General features: G+C 34.5%; 15 protein-coding genes and 1 other annotated feature. Of the genes, 2 read left to right on the top strand and 13 right to left on the bottom strand.

The window, feature by feature from the left end; all coding sequences use genetic code 11:
• Positions 1-143: 143 nt before the first annotated feature.
• The 13 genes from CN946_RS04245 to asnS form a co-directional block, all read right to left on the bottom strand.
• Positions 144-326 carry a tautomerase family protein gene (locus CN946_RS04245; RefSeq protein ID WP_098860036.1) on the bottom strand — a complete coding sequence of 61 codons (183 nt, stop codon included), beginning with the start codon at positions 324-326 and terminating at the stop codon, positions 144-146.
• Between the two features lie 6 nt (positions 327-332).
• Positions 333-1,103, bottom strand: a complete 771-nt coding sequence (locus tag CN946_RS04240) for a 2-keto-4-pentenoate hydratase (RefSeq protein ID WP_098860035.1) — start codon at positions 1,101-1,103, stop codon at positions 333-335.
• 16 nt (positions 1,104-1,119) lie between these two features.
• Entirely contained in the window at positions 1,120-2,139 is a 1,020-nt protein-coding gene (gene dmpG, locus CN946_RS04235) for a 4-hydroxy-2-oxovalerate aldolase (RefSeq protein WP_098860034.1), read from the bottom strand.
• Between the two features lie 30 nt (positions 2,140-2,169).
• Positions 2,170-3,051: an acetaldehyde dehydrogenase (acetylating) gene (locus CN946_RS04230; protein ID WP_098860033.1), complete on the bottom strand. Its 882-nt coding sequence runs from the start codon at positions 3,049-3,051 to the stop codon at positions 2,170-2,172.
• Positions 3,052-3,065: 14 nt separating this feature from the next.
• Entirely contained in the window at positions 3,066-3,842 is a 777-nt protein-coding gene (locus tag CN946_RS04225; RefSeq protein ID WP_483295369.1) for a 2-keto-4-pentenoate hydratase, read from the bottom strand.
• A 29-nt stretch (positions 3,843-3,871) separates the two neighbouring features.
• Complete coding sequence (locus CN946_RS04220; protein ID WP_098860031.1) at positions 3,872-5,344, bottom strand: aldehyde dehydrogenase; 1,473 nt, start codon at positions 5,342-5,344, stop codon at positions 3,872-3,874.
• A 56-nt stretch (positions 5,345-5,400) separates the two neighbouring features.
• The gene (locus tag CN946_RS04215; protein ID WP_098860030.1) at positions 5,401-5,862 is read right to left on the bottom strand and encodes a RidA family protein; all 462 of its coding nucleotides are present in this window, start codon (positions 5,860-5,862) and stop codon (positions 5,401-5,403) included.
• A complete protein-coding gene (locus CN946_RS04210) occupies positions 5,831-6,868 on the bottom strand; it encodes an amidohydrolase family protein (protein ID WP_176547201.1) in 1,038 nt (345 codons plus the stop codon). The genes CN946_RS04215 and CN946_RS04210 overlap by 32 nt, the downstream gene beginning before the upstream one ends.
• Entirely contained in the window at positions 6,853-7,392 is a 540-nt protein-coding gene (locus CN946_RS04205) for a 3-hydroxyanthranilate 3,4-dioxygenase (protein ID WP_098860121.1), read from the bottom strand. The genes CN946_RS04210 and CN946_RS04205 overlap by 16 nt, the downstream gene beginning before the upstream one ends.
• Before the next feature lie 52 nt (positions 7,393-7,444).
• Positions 7,445-8,191, bottom strand: a complete 747-nt coding sequence (locus tag CN946_RS04200) for an IclR family transcriptional regulator (RefSeq protein ID WP_098860029.1) — start codon at positions 8,189-8,191, stop codon at positions 7,445-7,447.
• A 59-nt stretch (positions 8,192-8,250) separates the two neighbouring features.
• Positions 8,251-9,750, bottom strand: a complete 1,500-nt coding sequence (locus CN946_RS04195; RefSeq protein WP_098860028.1) for a 4-hydroxyphenylacetate 3-hydroxylase family protein — start codon at positions 9,748-9,750, stop codon at positions 8,251-8,253.
• A 269-nt stretch (positions 9,751-10,019) separates the two neighbouring features.
• Complete coding sequence (locus tag CN946_RS04190) at positions 10,020-10,274, bottom strand: YqkE family protein (RefSeq protein WP_098429303.1); 255 nt, start codon at positions 10,272-10,274, stop codon at positions 10,020-10,022.
• Between the two features lie 179 nt (positions 10,275-10,453).
• Positions 10,454-11,845 (bottom strand): asparagine--tRNA ligase, encoded by a 1,392-nt coding sequence (gene asnS / locus CN946_RS04185; RefSeq protein WP_098860027.1) that lies wholly within the window; start codon positions 11,843-11,845, stop codon positions 10,454-10,456.
• A gap of 51 nt (positions 11,846-11,896) precedes the next feature.
• Positions 11,897-12,135: a binding site (T-box leader), on the bottom strand.
• A gap of 763 nt (positions 12,136-12,898) precedes the next feature.
• Between asnS and CN946_RS04175 the strand changes: the two genes are divergently transcribed.
• Positions 12,899-13,144 carry a zinc ribbon domain-containing protein gene (locus tag CN946_RS04175; RefSeq protein ID WP_097974694.1) on the top strand — a complete coding sequence of 82 codons (246 nt, stop codon included), beginning with the start codon at positions 12,899-12,901 and terminating at the stop codon, positions 13,142-13,144.
• Between the two features lie 17 nt (positions 13,145-13,161).
• A complete protein-coding gene (locus CN946_RS04170) occupies positions 13,162-14,082 on the top strand; it encodes an alpha/beta hydrolase (RefSeq protein WP_098860026.1) in 921 nt (306 codons plus the stop codon).
• The last annotated feature ends 9 nt before the right edge of the window (positions 14,083-14,091 follow it).

Genomic DNA, 14,091 nt, shown 5'->3' with positions numbered 1-14,091 from the left:
CTGAAACAATTATGGGTTTTCTGTGATTTAGTTCACTATCTTTTTTATATTTGAGAATTTCATACAGCTCCATTTACTTTAATAGAAGCTAAAATATAAAACTATTCCCAACAAAAAAAAGCCCCTTAAAAAAGGGACTTTTTTTACTCATCCTTTGCAACTCCACCAACGGACCAATTTTCTTTTTCGAATTCATTTATTAAAATTCTTACCTGTGCTGGGTGAACATCCAATATACGACAAACAACTTCATTTATTTCTCTCATTAATTTTTTTTTAAATTCTGTACTTCTACCTTCAATCAGTTGAATTTGGATGATTGGCATAAAGTACTACCTCGTTACTTGTAGTGACATTGTCTCGATTCCATCAAAACGCGCTTCAACAATATCGCCCTCTTCAACGTGGATCGCTTCTGTAATACCACCCGTTAAGATAATCATCCCTGGCTCAATTTGTTCACCGTTTTTACTTAGCATCTGCACTAACTTTACGACAGACTCTACAGGATGATCTAGTACATCAGAACTTACTCCACTTTGTACTTTTACGCCATTTTTATATAATTCAACATTAATTTCATCCCAAGAAGTATATGTAGGTGAATATTGTTGTTTACCAATGATAAATTTTGATGAAGATGCATTATCTGCTACTACATCTGTTAGTGTAAATGAGAAATTTTTATATCGACTATCGATTACTTCTAATGCAGGTACAATATACTCAGTTGCTTCCCATACATCTTTTGCAGTTACATCATGTCCAAATAATGGCTTGTTAATCATAAATGCGATTTCTGGCTCAACCCTAGGATGAATTGAACCTTCCATCGTTAATTCATTTTCTTCTAATTCCATCGATTTTGTTAAGCGTCCATAAATCGGCTCATCAACATTAACAGATTTTTGTTTAGCAATACTTGTTAATCCCATTTTCCAACCAATTAATGGATCACCATTTTTAATCGCATTATCAATACTTAACTTTTGAATTTCGTAAGCATTATTAACGTTTAATTCTGGATGTTCAATCGTAATTTTATCCATTTCTAGACCGTTTTTTTGGTGCATATATATTTTATTCGCGATTTCAGTTATCATTAAGTCTCGTCTCCTCTCAAAAAACAGACAATTTTTTATTTGCTAACATACAAGCAACTTCTTGAATCATATCCTCTTGCCCACCGACTACTTTTTGTTTTCCTAATTCAATTAAAATATCTCTTGCATCAACATTCCATTTTTTAGCTGCTCGATTGGCATGTAATAGAAAACTAGAATATACTCCTGCATAGCCTAAAATTAGACTACCTTTTGTAATCTCTTGTGGTGTTTGAAGAATTGGTGCAACGATCTCCTCTGCTAAGTCCATCATCTTATAGAAATCAATTCCTGTCTTGATTCCTAATCGCTCTAATACACCAATTAACACTTCTGTTTGTGTATTTCCCGCACCTGCACCTAAGCAACGTACACTACCATCAATTCTAGTAGCTCCTTCTTCAATCGCTACTAGTGTATTGGCCATCGCTAGAGAAAGATTATTATGTGCATGGAAACCAACTTCAATATCAATAGAGCCTCTTAAAGCAGCAATACGTTCTTTTACTTCATGTGGAAGAAACGCTCCTGCAGAGTCAACCATATAAACGACATCAGCACCATAACTTTCCATCAATTTGGCTTGTTCTACTAATTTTTCAACAGGTGCCATATGGGACATCATTAAAAATCCGACAGTTTCTAATCCAAGCTCTTTAGACATAGAAATATGTTGTTTCGAAACATCAGCTTCAGTAACATGTGTAGCTATTCTAGCCATTTTTGCTCCGATTTTTGCTGCCGTTTTTAATTCTTTTACTGTTCCAATACCAGGTAATAGTAAGACAGCAATCTTTGAGTGATTACATGAATTTACCGCTGCTTCGATCAATTCAAATTCATTTGTTGTTGATAAACCATATTGTAACGAAGAACCACCTAAACCATCTCCATGTGATACTTCAATAAAAGGCATTTTTGCATCATCAAGAGCCTTCGCAATTCGAACGACTTGATCTACTGTATACGAATGAGCTATTGCATGACTTCCATCTCGAAGTGCTACTTCAGTTACAATAACTTCTTTTCCAAACATTGCACTCCCTCACTTTCTTTAGGCACTTTTTTAAACAGTTTTTACAACTTCATATTGTGCAATCTCTTCAGCTACTTTTACTGCTGATGCAGTCATAATATCTAAGTTTCCAGCATAGCTAGGTAAGTAGTCCCCTGATCCTTGAACTTCTAAATAAACAGTTACAGTTGAATCTTCTATGATTGGATCCATTCTTAAACGGTATCCTGGCACATACGCTTGAACTTTTTTGACCATTTGTTTAATGGAATGAATCATGCTTTCATGGTTAAAATCTTCATTCGTAACTTTACAATAAACTGTATCTCTCATCATAATTGGTGGTTCTGCCGGATTTAAAATAATAATCGCTTTTCCTTTTTTAGCTCCACCAATTTCTTCAAGTCCTCGAGCCGTTGTTACAGTAAACTCATCGATATTAGCACGTGTACCAGGACCGGCACTTCTTGAGCTAATTGTAGCAACAATTTCTGCGTACTCAACTTCTGCAATTTGACCTACCGCATGAACGATTGGGATTGTTGCTTGCCCACCACATGTTATTAAATTGACATTGCTTTGGACTATATGTGAACCTAAATTTACAGGTGGTACGACAAATGGCCCAATTGCCGCTGGCGTTAAATCGATCACGCGCTTCTTTAATTCACCAAGTACTTTTGCATGATGAAAATGAGCTTTTGCGGAAGTTGCATCAAACAATAAATCAGCCAGTTCTTTTCGTTCAATGAATCCTTGAATTCCATTATCGATTACTTCAATTCCTAATTCTTTTGCACGATTTAACCCATCAGATTCTGGATCAATTCCAATCATCGTTGTTAATTCTAGAAATGGATTATTCTGTAATTTCATCATTAAATCTGTTCCAATATTCCCCGAACCAATGATCCCAACTTTTAATTTATTCATAATTACCACCTCATTTATTTAAATGAAATCGAGACTTCACCTAATAATGGAAACTTCGCAGTAAATAAGTCCCCAGCATTTGCATTAATTGCAGCTGATAAAGCTCCTGATAAAATAATTTCTCCTGCATTTAGAGAGATTCCAAATTCACTTAATTTATTTGCTAACCATGCTACACAATGAATTGGGTTTCCTAACACTGCTTCTCCCTTACCTGAATTCATCAATTCTTCGTTACGATATAATTCCATCGTAACATTCGGTAAGTCAATTTCCTTTACATCGAAACGCTCATTGCCAAGAACAAATAAGCATGATGATGCATTATCGGCAACTGTATCCTCTAATCGAATTTTCCAGTTTTCGATTCTACTATCAACTACCTCTATTGCTGGCACAATATAATCTGTTGCATTAACTACATCCTCAAATGTAATATTTGGACCGATTAAATCCTTTTTTAAGACAAATGCAATTTCAGCTTCTACTTTTGGTAAAATCATATTTGCAACTTGCACTTCACCGAAATTAGGAATATTCATATCTGTTAGTAAGTGACCATAATCTGGTTCATCTACCCCTAATAACTCCTGCATGGCAATCGAAGTTAATCCAATTTTTTTCCCAATAATTTTCTGCCCTTTTTTCAATTTTCCTTCGATATTTGTTAATTGAATTTGATAGGCTTCTCTTTCAGTTAATCCAGGAAAAATCTCAGTTAAAGCTTTTATACTAGCTCCACTCTCTTCTGCTTCTTGTAGCAGAATCGTTAGCTCGTCTACACTAGTAATCTTCACTTTCTTTTGCCCCCTTTTTATGCTTATAATTTAATCGTGATATTCGATAATTCACTATAAAACTCAAAGCTATGAATTCCACCTTCACGACCTAAACCGCTTTGCTTCATACCTCCAAATGGTGTTCGTAAATCTCTTAAATACCAAGTGTTAACCCAAATAATTCCTGCCTCAATTTGATGAGCAACACGGTGGGCTCTGCGTAAATCATTTGTCCAAATTGTAGCTCCTAAACCATAATGAGTGTCATTTGCCCATTCAATCACTTCTTCTTCCGAATCAAAAGGCATAACTGTTACGACTGGACCAAATATTTCTTCTCTTACACATCTAGAATCACTGTTTAATCCTGTAATGATTGTCGGTGAGATAAAGCATCCTTTTTCAATTGATGCTGGTCTACTGCCACCCGTTAAAATAGTTCCGCCTTCTTCTTTTGCAATCTCGATATAAGATAATACTTTTTCGTAATGTTCTTTACTAATTACCGCACCGACTTTTGTACCTTCTTCAAACGGATCGCCAATTTTTAATTCCTTTGTTTTTGCGACAAATTTATCAATAAATTCATCAAAGATTGATCTCTGAACATAAATTCTAGATCCACATAAACAAACTTCTCCTTGATTCATAAAAGATGATTTTAAAGTTGTTTCAATCACTTCGTCTAAATCAGAATCAGCAAAGATAATGTTTGGATTTTTTCCACCAAGCTCAAACGATAATTTTTTTAACGTTGGAGCTGCCGCCTTCATTATTGCTGAACCTGTTTTTGTTTCACCAGTAAATGTGATGGCATCAACATCGCTGTGTTCTGTTAAAGCTGAGCCTGCCGCATTTGCTCCAAATCCGTGTACAACATTCACAACACCGTCAGGTACGCCTGCATCTTTACAAATTTCAGCTAAGACTGTAGCTGTCATTGGTGTCCATTCTGCGGGCTTCATAACCGCTGTATTGCCAGCCGCTAAACAAGGTGCAAGCTTCCATGTTAATAGTAATAAAGGTAGATTCCATGGGTTAATCATTCCGACGACACCAACAGGCCTACGATATGTATAATGTAAGGCAGTTTGATCTTGCATATGAGATTCAGAGCTTAACGTTGTAATATAATCAGCGAAAAAATAAAAATTGTGAGCCGATCTAGTAATATCAACTTCTAAAGCAAGATCATATGGCTTTCCAGTGTCCATTGCCTCTAAAGCCGCTAATTCTTCCTTTCGAGCTAATATTCCTTCGCCAATTTTTCTTAATACTGCTGCTCTTTGATTGCTAGTAAATTGTTTCCACTCACCTTTTAATGCTCGTTTTGCTGCTTTTACTGCTAAATCAATTTCTAACTCGCCGCCTTCAGAAACAGAACCTAACACTTCTTCAGTCGCAGGATTAATATTTAAAAAAGTTTTTTGATTAAAAGAAGGAATCGATTGTCCATCAATAAAATGCTTACAATCAATCGGTAATGTTTTATTTTTCTTCTCTGTAACTTGCATAATAGACACCTACCATTCTAATAGAATAAAAGGTGACACGAGTGTCACCAAATTTTTCAATCCTCTATTTCTACAACCATTTCAATTTCGATCGCTGTATTATGTGGAAGCTGTGCCATCCCAACAGCTGATCTAGCATGTTTGCCTCTTTCACCAAACACTTCTACTAAAAGGTCAGAAGCTCCGTTCATCACTTTCGGATGATCATAGAAATCTTCTGTACTATTTACAAAGCCTAAGATTTTGACAATTCGTTTTACTTTCGAAAGTTCACCTAATTCGTACTTTAATACACTAATTAAATTTAACATTGACTCTCTAGAAGCAGCATATCCTTCCTCTAGCGTCAACTCTCGTCCAACTTTGCCATGGTATTCATCTACACCTTGACCAGATGTAAATAGTAAATTACCTGTACGAACAGACTTTACATAATTACCTGAAGCCTGTCTTATTGGTTTAAGTGCATAACCTAAACTTATTAATCTATCTTCTGGAGTCAATACTTTGTTTTCCATGAACTAAATCTGCCTCCTTAATATTTAAAAATTTCAGGGCATTTTTTCCTAAAATCGCTTCTTTCATTTCTTTATTAATATCCATTTGATTAATCACTCTTCCAGGTGGCGTTTCTCTCAATAAGAAAGGATAATCCGAGCCCATCACAATTTTGTCATAGCCAAATCGGTTAATTAAAAATTGAATATTAATAGGATCATAGTGAAGAGAATCAAAATAGAAATTACTTACATAATGACTTGGTGGATAGGCAGTTTTACGCAAATGAGGCCATACCTTCCATCCTTGATCTAATCTAGGTAGAATAAATGGGAATGAACCTCCGCCATGTGCAAAACAAATCTTTAATTTTGGATATTTTTCAATCACTCCACCAAATGTTAAACTAGCAGCAGCTAAAGCTGTTTCACTCGGCATTCCAACCGTGTACATAAAGTTATGATCGGGTGTACGATCCTTCGCTAATATTTCCCACGGATGAATAAACAATGGGACATTCCATTTTTCAGCCATTTCAAAAAATGGACTAAACTCGTCACTATCTAAATTTGTTCCATTTACATTTGTACCAATTTCCAGTCCACTTAATCCAAGTGTATGAATACAGCGATCCATTTCTTGAATAGCTATTTCAGCGTTCTGCATTGGTACTGTCCCTAATCCAATAAACTTTGAAGGATTCTTTTTAACTGTATTTGCAATGAAATCATTTTGAATTTGAGCCATTTCCAATGCAGCTGGAGCTGGTGCCCAATACGAAAAGGTAACTGGAATTGGCGACAGCACTTGCATTGTTACATCTTCATTATTCATGTCCTCAATTCTTTTTTCGGGACTCCAAACTTGATCAGTTACTTCTCTAAATACTTTTCCAGCAACCATAATATTGGCACCACATGAACATGTCGGTTGTAAAATTGGCCATCTTTCATGACCGTATTTTTCAAAAAAATTCGGTAAATCCTCAGGAATTATGTGTGTATGAAAGTCTATACGCATACCCATTCATCCGCTTCCTCTTTCATGACATGACCACAGTTTTTACATGTTCTTAATTCAAGGCTAGCATTAAATTGTTCAATCGCTTCTTTTACTTGCGTACCAATATCCGTTAATTGAACTGTCGTTTTATGCATCTCTTCATTACACTCATCACAGAACCAAACAAAGCTTTCTAATTCACCTTCTGCTCTTTTTCGTTCAAGCACAATTCCATATGAATCTTTTACTCTATGAGGTGAATGTGGAACAAAAGAAGGAAGCATAAAAATTTCACCTTCTCCAATTGTTACAACTTCACGCTTACCATCCGGTGTAATACACTCAACATAGCAATTGCCTTTAATTTGAAAGAAAAATTCATCTGCAGGGTCGATATGGAAGTCTCTACGTTTATTTGGTCCTCCAATAATCATTGCAGCATACTCTGAATCTTCCCAAATAACTTTATTATTAACTGGTGGTTTTAATAGCTCTTTATTATCCTCAATCAATTTGAAAATATTAAAAACTCGACTTTTAAGATTCATCTCTAATCCTCCAATTAATTCATTTTTATTTGAACTTAAGTAAGCGCTATCATTACGCATTAATATAACCAAGCTGATTTGAGACTGTTTTAGCAGTTTTCACAACATCCTGAATCATTCGACCAATGTCTTGGCTCATCATATACGAAACTGGTCCAACCATATTTAATGCTGCAAAAGTTTGACCAGTATATGTTTGAATTGGCGCTGCAATTCCGAATAATCCTAGATCATTTTCATTGTTACTAATGCTATAGCCATTCTCTTTAATCGCAGTCATCTCTTTTTTTAATGCATCAATAGTCGTAATTGTATTTGTTGTATAAGCTTTAAAGCCTTTTTCAATCGTTGTTTTTAAGTATGCTGGATTATATGATAGTAGAATTTTACCGGTACTCGTACAATATGCAGGCCGTTTAGCTCCTATAAATGTTGGGACAGGTATCGAATGTTTAGAGGAAACTTTTAAGACAAATCTTACGTCCCCTTTATCAAACATTCCGATATGAACGGTACTATCATAATTTTTCAGTAAATTTTCTAATAATGGAATGGCTTCACTATATATGTCTTGTTGATACATAACGTGATTACTCCATTCAAGCAGCTTCCAACCAAGTCGATACTTTTTCTTACTATCCTGAATTAAAATCCCTTCAGCACAAAGCGTTCGAACTAAATGATGGACCGAGCTTGCATTCATATTTAACTTTTCAGCTATTGCTAAATTTCCTAGGACTGGTTCTTCTTCTGTAAAGCAATCTAATATTCTAGAAATCTTTTGAACTGAAGAGATCATTAGATCCCCTCCTCTTTGATGCTAAAAAATCTCATAAAATCCCTGCTTTCTAAAATTAATCAGTTAACTTTAGAATTCGCTAGATTAGTCGATACTCCTTTTAAGTTTTTTGCTCCGTTTAATGCATCGTCCACCATACTAAACGTTTTCTTACGTTTCATTTGGTTATAGTAAATGGCTCTTTTTCGAATTGGATCACCAGTATAATATCTTTCATATTGAAGTGCTCTTTGTCCAAAAGCTTCTCCACATAAATCCCATGCAAGTTTGAATAATTGAACTCGGTCTAAAGAGGATACCCCTTCACGTCCAACATAGTATTTATCCATAGCATCTCTTAGCTCAGGATGTTCAAAGTCTGCTTCTGTTGGTGACATTAATAAGCCACCTGCACCAATTGTTTGAATCACTTCAATTGCTCTTGGGTACATAGTTGGAAGCAAGCCACGAATCGTCTCAAGTGGTTCCCATGCCGGTCTTACTTCGCCTGAAGGTAATGTCTCATACTCTATTTCGGAAACTCGAAGTAAAGCACGAATTGTTTCAACTGATTGTAGTAATTCACCTAAGTCATTTTGGACATTTAAATAAACATCTACTCCAATTGAATCAGCTAACCTGCATGCTACCTCTACTGCAAAAGCTAATTTTACGTAGCCTCTTACGCCAGACTGGTGAGCAGGCTGTTGTGCAATACCTGTTTTTGGATATAGATTATTTGCAGCTTCAACATTATTATGAATAAATACACGATTCCAAGGAATTAACACATCTTCAAATACAAGGACAGCATCCATTTCTTCGAATCTAGATGCTAATGGATGATCAAAAAATGATCTTTTACCATCTTGCATTTGCTCTCTACATAAAATCTTTAATCCCGGCGTGTCAATCGGAAGTGCAAATGCTAAAGCATATCGCTCATCACCTTCGTGGAATCCAGGGAATGAATAAATAATGACTTCATCTGTAATTGGTGCTAATGTTGCAAGCATTTTAGCCCCTCTAACGACTAATCCATCAACCGTTTCTTCAACAGCACCTAAATGAGTAAATAAATCTTTTTGTTCATAAGATGGCTTGCTACGATCATTTTGTGGGTTAATAATTGCGTGCGTTAAGAAGATGTCGTTATCACGAACAAATTTGAAATAATTTTGGACATTTTTTGACCACTCTGGATTATATTTATCTAAAAACCATGAATTACTTGCCATTGAAGTTAAAACAATGTTCAAGAAATCTGGTGTTCTTCCCATTAAACCAAATGTTGACTTTGCATATGCTTCGAACAAATCTCCACGCTTTTTAATATCTTCAGATGACTTAGGCACTAAAAATGCATTAGAAATTCGCTCACCAGTTTCTTCACAAATATGTGTGATTTTGTCTTGATAAGCTGGATCGAACTGCATATCATATAATTTTGCAATCTCTAGAATCGGTTGTTTGAAAACTGGATGGTTTACGATATCTTCTACCTTTTCTCCACCTAGCCATACTTCTGGCTTCTTAGATCTTAGTCCATCAATATATTGCGCTCCTGTACGAATACCCATTTAATAATTCCTCCACTCCGATATGTAATTTTTTGAACATTTTTTTTAAATCGAATTCGGAAAATTTTTAAAGCGCTTTCAAAAAGAACGATTTCACGATCTTAAATTATTTACACCACCTACTACCTTTTGTTTAACTTAATTTTACTATAAAAAATTATAAAATTTTGAACAATCAAAAAATTTCACAATGTGAAATTTCTTATAAAAAAAATGATTAAATTAATTTTTTACACATGCAAAAAAAAAATAAGACGTCATTTCGCGTCTTATTTAAAGTCCTTCCAAGAGATATTGCTCTCGTTTAATAACTCTTCGAATGATTTATTTTTCTCACGTAATCTCTTTTCTTCACGAATACGTGCTTCTTCTTCCTCCTTTATCTTCGTTTCATTTTCTTGCAATTGTTTTTTTGTATTTTTTAATTTTTGAAGAATTTCTTCATTCATTAATGATCCTAATGATATTTTTTCCTTCTGTTCATACGCCGGTTTTACAGGCTGCTGTGGTTTTCTTTTTTTCATTTTATTTCACCTTCCATTTCCATTATTTTATCATTAATTTATAGTAGAAAGAGAAGTATTTCATCTTTGCTTTTATTATAAAACTACTATTTCTCTTTTTTCAAATGCTAAAACTCAGATTCTTTTGGTTCTTCATAAAAACAATAGGATGCCGCAGCATCCTATTGTTCATTTTTATATTAAAAATCTGCATTTCCTGGTGTACGTGGGAATGGTATTACATCACGGATGTTTTTCATTCCTGTTAAATACATAACAAGTCGCTCAAATCCAATTCCATAACCAGAATGTTTTGTACCGCCGTATTTTCTAAGCTCTAGATACCACCAGTAATCTTCTTCATTCATACCAAGTTCTTTGATTCGCTCTACAAGGACGTCTTCTCTTTCTTCACGTTGACTTCCTCCGATTAATTCGCCAATACCAGGAACTAATAAGTCGGTCGCAGCTACTGTTTTGCCATCCTCATTCGCTCTCATATAAAATGCTTTAATTTCTTTCGGATAGTCAGTTACGTATACTGGACGCTTGTAAATTTCCTCACTTAAGTAACGTTCATGTTCAGTTTGTAAATCTGTTCCCCATTCTACTGGGTAGTCAAACTTTTTACCAGAGTTCTGTAATAATTCAACAGCTTCAGTATAAGTAACTCTACCAAAGTCAGATTCTAATGCATTCTTTAATCTTTCAATAAGTGTTTTATCAATAAAGCTATTAAAGAAGTCCATTTCTTCAGGTGCATGTTCAAATACGTAATTAATTACAAACTTAACCATGTCTTCACCAAGATCCATGATATCTGGTAGTTCTGCAAAAGCAACTTCCGGCTCAATCATCCAGAATTCTGCGGCATGTCGTGCAGTATTTGAATTTTCTGCTCTAAAAGTCGGACCAAATGTATACACATTACGGAAAGCAAGGGCATAAGCTTCACCATTTAATTGTCCACTTACAGTTAAGTTAGTTTCTTTGCCGAAGAAATCCGCGCCGTCATCCACTTTTCCACCTTCAGCTTTTGGAACTTGGTTCAGATCCATTGTAGTCACACGGAACATCTCTCCTGCGCCTTCTGTGTCACTTCCAGTAATAATCGGTGTATGTACATAAACATATCCTTTTTCTTGAAAGAATTTATGAATGGCATATGATGCAAGTGATCTTACTCTGAAAACCGCTGAATATGCATTCGTTCTTGGACGTAAATGTGCTATTGTTCTTAAATATTCAAGAGAATGTCTCTTTTTTTGTAATGGATAATCTGTATCTGATAATCCTTCAATCACAATTTTTGTTGCCTTAATTTCAAAAGGTTGTTTCATTTCCGGAGTTGGAATAAATTCACCTTCTATTAAAACAGTAGAGCTAATCGGTAACTTCGTAATTTCTTTGAAATTATCAAGATTGTCCTCAAATACTATTTGTACACTCTTAAAGAATGTACCGTCGTTTAACTCCATAAAACCAATTGTTTTAGAATCACGAAGAGTTCGAATCCATCCTGAAATTTGAACGGTTTTGTCTTTAAAATTTTCTTGATTTCTGTATAAATCTTTTACTACAGTCTTTATCATAATTAGCCTCCTTATGTTAATTTTCCAATAAAAAAAGCCTTCTATCCCTATAAAAGGGACGAAAGACTAACTTCCGCGGTACCACCCAAATTGTCATAATATGACCAACTTTAAAGCTAACACTGCTTATCCCAGTTAATAACGTGCTGGTAACGTCTAAGCCTACTTAAGAGATCCCGTTCGGTTAGAACTCAAAGGTGTTCTTCATTCATGCTTCATCACTAGGCTTCCACCGTCCCTAGCTCGCTATCGAATATAGCAAAAACTACTTTCCTTTTCATCGATTTAAAATATGTAGTTTTTAAAGGAATTTTTCTTGTATAATTTATCATAAATTATAATCTCTTGTCTAGTTGTCCCCTAAAATATATTCATTTGAATCTCTACTTTTAAACATCTTAAATTAATTGAATCTATTTGACACACAACATTTCCCACTTAGAGCCTTTACAAAACCATTCTTAACAAGTGCAAATTACATTTTTTCCAGCGACATTCTTCTCTCGGTCTTGCATTTATATTAACGTTTGTAGAATATACACTTGCCACTGCATAGTCGATCGCTGTTAACAATGGATTACCAGTGGCTAACCCATTGTCTGTAAAATAAAGCGTTGCTACACCATTGCATCATGTTGCTTGTCCATACACAATTCGCTTTACTTTTTTAGGATGCGATTCTCCTGCTTTCAACACTTGAAAAGCTGTTGGCGATAGTGAAAAAAATTTAACGCTCATATCGATTCCCCTTGTAATAATTTGATATCTATTACAAAAACAAAATTTGCTGATATTTGTATCATTCAAAGATACTCAGTTAGTAAAAAGAAGGATTGTCCAAAGTATATCTTCCCTTTTTACTTCCTCATAGACAGCTTATGGGTAATCAAACTCCATTACTCATGAATCTGTTATATCATGGGAGGATTTTTTATGAACATTAAGCGATCAATGATCAATTTTCAAACTTATCATTTTTGATTTAATTGTCAAAATCCATTTAATAAATTTTCTTTTTCCTATGATACACTTTACTAAAAAGGAGGGTTTTTTATGGCTAGAGCAGAAGAATTGTTAAAGGATAAATTTGTTTGTTCGAAATGTAAACATACACACGCTAAAACTAAAGAAGTATCAATGTCTGGTTCAGGTTTAAGTAAGCTACTTGATATTGATTATAATCATTTTTTATTTGTTTCTTGTTTAAATTGTGGTTTTGTTGAGGTTTATAATCCTTCAATTTTAGAAGGTAAAACCCGTGGTGAGTTAACTACAATTCTTGATATTCTTTTTGGATAGAGAGTGATGGTTCTATTATGATGATTTGGCTTGTTGTAGCTGTTCTTTTTCTCATTTATTTTATTGGAGTTGGCTATTATTTTACGCAGCAAGTTTTGTTTATGAAAACAAATTCACTTGAGTTTATTTATCAGCGCGAGTTGGAAAATTTCCGATTTGATGAAGGATTGTATCGTTCTGTTCAAAAACAACCCTTTTCTATTCAATCTCGTTATGGGTATGAATTAAAGGGATACTTGTTTGAGGCCTTTGATACAAATAATTGGGTTATTATTACACATGGTATAACGGTTAATAAGAATAACTCTATTAAATATGCTGAGCTATTTTTAAAGCTTGGTTTTAATGTACTTACTTATGATCATAGGCGACATGGGGAGTCAGGTGGACAAACAACTAGCTACGGATATTATGAGAAATATGACTTACAAACTGTGGTTCAATATTTAAAGGATTTAAAAGGTGAGATTGTTCTTGGCATTCATGGGGAGTCAATGGGAGCTTGCACAATGTTACAATATGCTGGTTTTGTTGAGGATTCTGCAGCCTTCTATATTTCAGACTGTGCGTTCTCTACATTTGAGGAACAGCTTACATATCGTTTGAAAATGGATTATAAACTTCCTAAATGGGCAATCCTTCCAGTTTCTAGCATTTGGTTAAAGCTTCGGAATGGATTTTTCATTAAAGATATTTCCCCTTTACTGGCAACACATAATATTAAAAATCCCGTTTTATTTGTTCATAGTAAACCAGATCCTTATATTCCATTTACACATACACTTAAATTATTTGAAGCGAAAAATCAAAATAAGAGAGAACTATTCATTGCTGAAAATGGTGCTCACGCTATGAGTTTAAATGAAAACAAAGATGATTACTATTCTATTGTTTCATCTTTTTTAAATAATATTGGCGTTAACCATCATTCAATATAAAAACTGGAC

It is taken from the genome of Bacillus sp. AFS053548, from assembly GCF_002575105.1.
In the GTDB taxonomy this organism is placed as follows: domain Bacteria; phylum Bacillota; class Bacilli; order Bacillales; family Bacillaceae_G; genus Gottfriedia.
Note: the sequence above shows the minus strand (reverse complement) of the source record. Positions and strands in the feature narration are given on the sequence as shown.

What these genes read in the sequence shown, in the direction of transcription:
- CN946_RS04245 (WP_098860036.1), bottom strand. Translation starts at nt 326, where the DNA reads ATGCCAATCATCCAAATTCAACTGATTGAAGGTAGAAGTACAGAATTT.
- CN946_RS04240 (WP_098860035.1), bottom strand. Translation starts at nt 1,103, where the DNA reads ATGATAACTGAAATCGCGAATAAAATATATATGCACCAAAAAAACGGT.
- dmpG (WP_098860034.1), bottom strand. Translation starts at nt 2,139, where the DNA reads ATGTTTGGAAAAGAAGTTATTGTAACTGAAGTAGCACTTCGAGATGGA.
- CN946_RS04230 (WP_098860033.1), bottom strand. Translation starts at nt 3,051, where the DNA reads ATGAATAAATTAAAAGTTGGGATCATTGGTTCGGGGAATATTGGAACA.
- CN946_RS04220 (WP_098860031.1), bottom strand. Translation starts at nt 5,344, where the DNA reads ATGCAAGTTACAGAGAAGAAAAATAAAACATTACCGATTGATTGTAAG.
- CN946_RS04215 (WP_098860030.1), bottom strand. Translation starts at nt 5,862, where the DNA reads ATGGAAAACAAAGTATTGACTCCAGAAGATAGATTAATAAGTTTAGGT.
- CN946_RS04210 (WP_176547201.1), bottom strand. Translation starts at nt 6,868, where the DNA reads ATGGGTATGCGTATAGACTTTCATACACACATAATTCCTGAGGATTTA.
- CN946_RS04205 (WP_098860121.1), bottom strand. Translation starts at nt 7,392, where the DNA reads ATGAATCTTAAAAGTCGAGTTTTTAATATTTTCAAATTGATTGAGGAT.
- CN946_RS04200 (WP_098860029.1), bottom strand. Translation starts at nt 8,191, where the DNA reads ATGATCTCTTCAGTTCAAAAGATTTCTAGAATATTAGATTGCTTTACA.
- CN946_RS04195 (WP_098860028.1), bottom strand. Translation starts at nt 9,750, where the DNA reads ATGGGTATTCGTACAGGAGCGCAATATATTGATGGACTAAGATCTAAG.
- CN946_RS04190 (WP_098429303.1), bottom strand. Translation starts at nt 10,274, where the DNA reads ATGAAAAAAAGAAAACCACAGCAGCCTGTAAAACCGGCGTATGAACAG.
- asnS (WP_098860027.1), bottom strand. Translation starts at nt 11,845, where the DNA reads ATGATAAAGACTGTAGTAAAAGATTTATACAGAAATCAAGAAAATTTT.
- CN946_RS04175 (WP_097974694.1), top strand. Translation starts at nt 12,899, where the DNA reads ATGGCTAGAGCAGAAGAATTGTTAAAGGATAAATTTGTTTGTTCGAAA.
- CN946_RS04170 (WP_098860026.1), top strand. Translation starts at nt 13,162, where the DNA reads ATGATGATTTGGCTTGTTGTAGCTGTTCTTTTTCTCATTTATTTTATT.